This is a genomic window from Marinagarivorans sp. (assembly GCF_982758155.1).
In genome coordinates, this window is record NZ_CEXWTU010000377.1 from 1 (window position 1) to 2,691 (window position 2,691).

The following is a 2,691-nucleotide window of genomic DNA, read 5'->3' on the forward strand; positions in this document are numbered from 1 at the left end:
AATAGCCGGCTATTGCAAATGTTTTTAACGAAGGCAAGCGTGCACCCGGGAATTCAAAAACGGGCAGTTATTTCATGCAAGCCCCTAAGGAACGGGCAACAATACTTCATATACTAATACTTGATGTCGCCATCCTTACCGTCGTTGCTAAAGTGCTGCAAGCCGCAGTAACTACTCCTGGAATGCTCCTGCTATCGCGCATTAGCGCTTCCTGCTCCACAAACGTAACATTAGAGGCCGGTTGCGGGTGAAGCTGTCTTGATAGTGACTTACACAGCCATCCAGCATAGATTGCGGCAACGGCCCCACCAACACCACTTCTTTCGCCCTGATATAACCAGCCCCATCACTGTCCTATTAATGCCACGCTTAAACCTTACTTAATAGTTGAAAGCAATCCGACACAGGGGACCTCTAAGATTTTTGGTTGAGATCGCTGCCGCATTCAGTTAATCTTCTGCTTTAAAAATGGAGTTTAATCGTTATGGAAGCAAAGAGTATGAGAATAAAAACTAATGAACGGCCTAATACTTTAAAGGACTATTTAAAAGACGATTTTTTGTCATCGTTACTTTTTGATATCAAGCAAGCTGGTGGAATGAAATCTTGTTTGGTTGATATGACACACAAGTGCAATTTGCGTTGCGAAGGTTGTTATTTTTTTGTTGAAGGCATGGATCATCAAAAAAAAGTTGAGACTGAAGCGGAGTTTGATGCTTTTATCCAGTCGGAATTACAGCGCGGCACGAATATGGTCACCGCACTGGGTGGTGAGCCAGCGCTAGAGATCGCGCGTTTAAAAAAACTCACAGAACATTTTCAAGTAACAACGGTAACCAACGGTACTCTTGAGATCCCCTATGATGACTTAAAAGAGCTACGTATTGCGGTATCTTTTTGGGGCGATAAAGTCAGAGATAAAGAGCTGAGAGGTAATGGAAAGAGGGATATTTTTTCCCAAGCTAAAGCGAATTTCAAGAACGATCCTAGAGTTGTATGGTATTACACCATCGTTCCCGGCTTTACAGAGGGCGTCGAAGAGGCTACTCGGGAGATGATTGAGAATGGCAATTTTGTTACCTACAATTTTTATGGCGACCTAGCCGATTTAGGTGGGCGCTATAGTCATACCGAGGGCTTTAAAAATAGTATTGATATTATTGATCGCATGATAGCGCAATACCCCGATAAAATCGTATCGAGCCCGCACATCAATAATACAATCTCCTCCCGCCATCTTTTTGGCAAAAAATGGGGTTACGAAGTTTGTCCGAATGTGACCTTTGATCACCCCGAAAACTTAGAGCGAGTGAAAACGGGTAAATCCTACGGCAATCACTTTAAGGCCTATAACGCAGACTTAGCCTCAACACGGCGCTGCTGTGTTGGCAATGCCCGAGATTGTGATACCTGTACCGACTTGTGGGCTTTTTATGGCTGGGTGGTTGGTTCAATGAAGGCGCATCTAAAAAACAAAGGCGATTTCACCCAGTGGTTATGCACTACCTATATGTTTTATTTAAAAACAGGATTTATCGATTTGCAAAAAGGCGCGAAGCTATTACCTGAAATGCATCGTCGAATGGCTCTCGCAAGCGAGCCTCGAATAGCGCCTACAGAGGCCATCGATTATATTGAAATGGCTTGAAGTAATATAATATGCATAAGAATAAAGTCTTGGATTTTGGCCCAGTGACCGGCTGCCAAATGGGTTACGCCCCGCTTGGAAAACCTTTAATGTCGGTCATTTGTTATTATGTTGATGGGCTGTTAATAGATACTGGCGCGCACAATGCCAATCGCTCTTTTCAAAAGATGACCAATCACCTTTCAATCGATCAGGTGACTCTTACCCATTATCATGAAGATCATAGTGGCAATGCCCGCTATATCCAAAACACCCGTAATGTGCCTATTTATGGCCACCCACTTACGGTTGAAAAAATGGCCCACGGCTTTACCTTAAAGCCGTATGAACATTATATGTGGGGCGCAGCTAAACCAGTAAGGCTTGAGCCTATCCCTGCTTGCATTGAGACCAATCAATATATTTTTGAGTATTACCACACTCCTGGTCACGCTGAAGATCACCTCGTCTATTTAGAAAAAAATAATGGCTGGTTATTCTCAGGGGACATGTTTCTGGCTACGCGAATAAAATATTTTCGTAAAGATGAATGTTTGGCCACATTAATAGACTCGCTAAAGAGGATTGAGCAACTGGATTTCGACACAGTATTTTGTGGCCATAACCCTCAACTGAAAAATGGTAAGGCCATGATAAGAAAGAAACTCAAATATTTACAATCTTTTAGGGACAGTATTTATTCATTGCTTGAAAAAGGTATGACAACCCAAGAAGTATGCACTGAACTTTGCCATAAAGAAGACCGCTTCACTTTATATTTCACCCTTGGTGATGTTAGCTTTAAAAATATGGTACTCAGTGCTATTCACTCATTCGAACAAGAAATAGTAGATAACATCTAATTTAAGCTAGTTTTTTGAGCCTGATGAAATAATACGTTTTTAACCAACATCGTTATCACTCACAGGGACGCTATCTGTTCTGGTCAACTAAAAAAATAGCCTTTCTGATATTGGGTTGATTTTAGTGCAGATACAGGATAAAAGTATTAGGGTCGAGGCAATAATAGTTTATCCAATTAGGCGAAGAGGGCCTGCAGGGAG

At 42.0% G+C, this 2,691-nt stretch carries 2 protein-coding genes; both read left to right on the top strand.

Going from position 1 to position 2,691, the window contains the following annotated elements; translation table 11 throughout:
• Positions 1–499 precede the first annotated feature (499 nt).
• A complete protein-coding gene (locus tag AC3A8L_RS21035) occupies positions 500–1,648 on the top strand; it encodes a 4Fe-4S cluster-binding domain-containing protein (protein ID WP_487964240.1) in 1,149 nt (382 codons plus the stop codon).
• A 59-nt stretch (positions 1,649–1,707) separates the two neighbouring features.
• Entirely contained in the window at positions 1,708–2,490 is a 783-nt protein-coding gene (locus AC3A8L_RS21040; protein ID WP_487964241.1) for an MBL fold metallo-hydrolase, read from the top strand.
• Positions 2,491–2,691 lie beyond the last annotated feature (201 nt).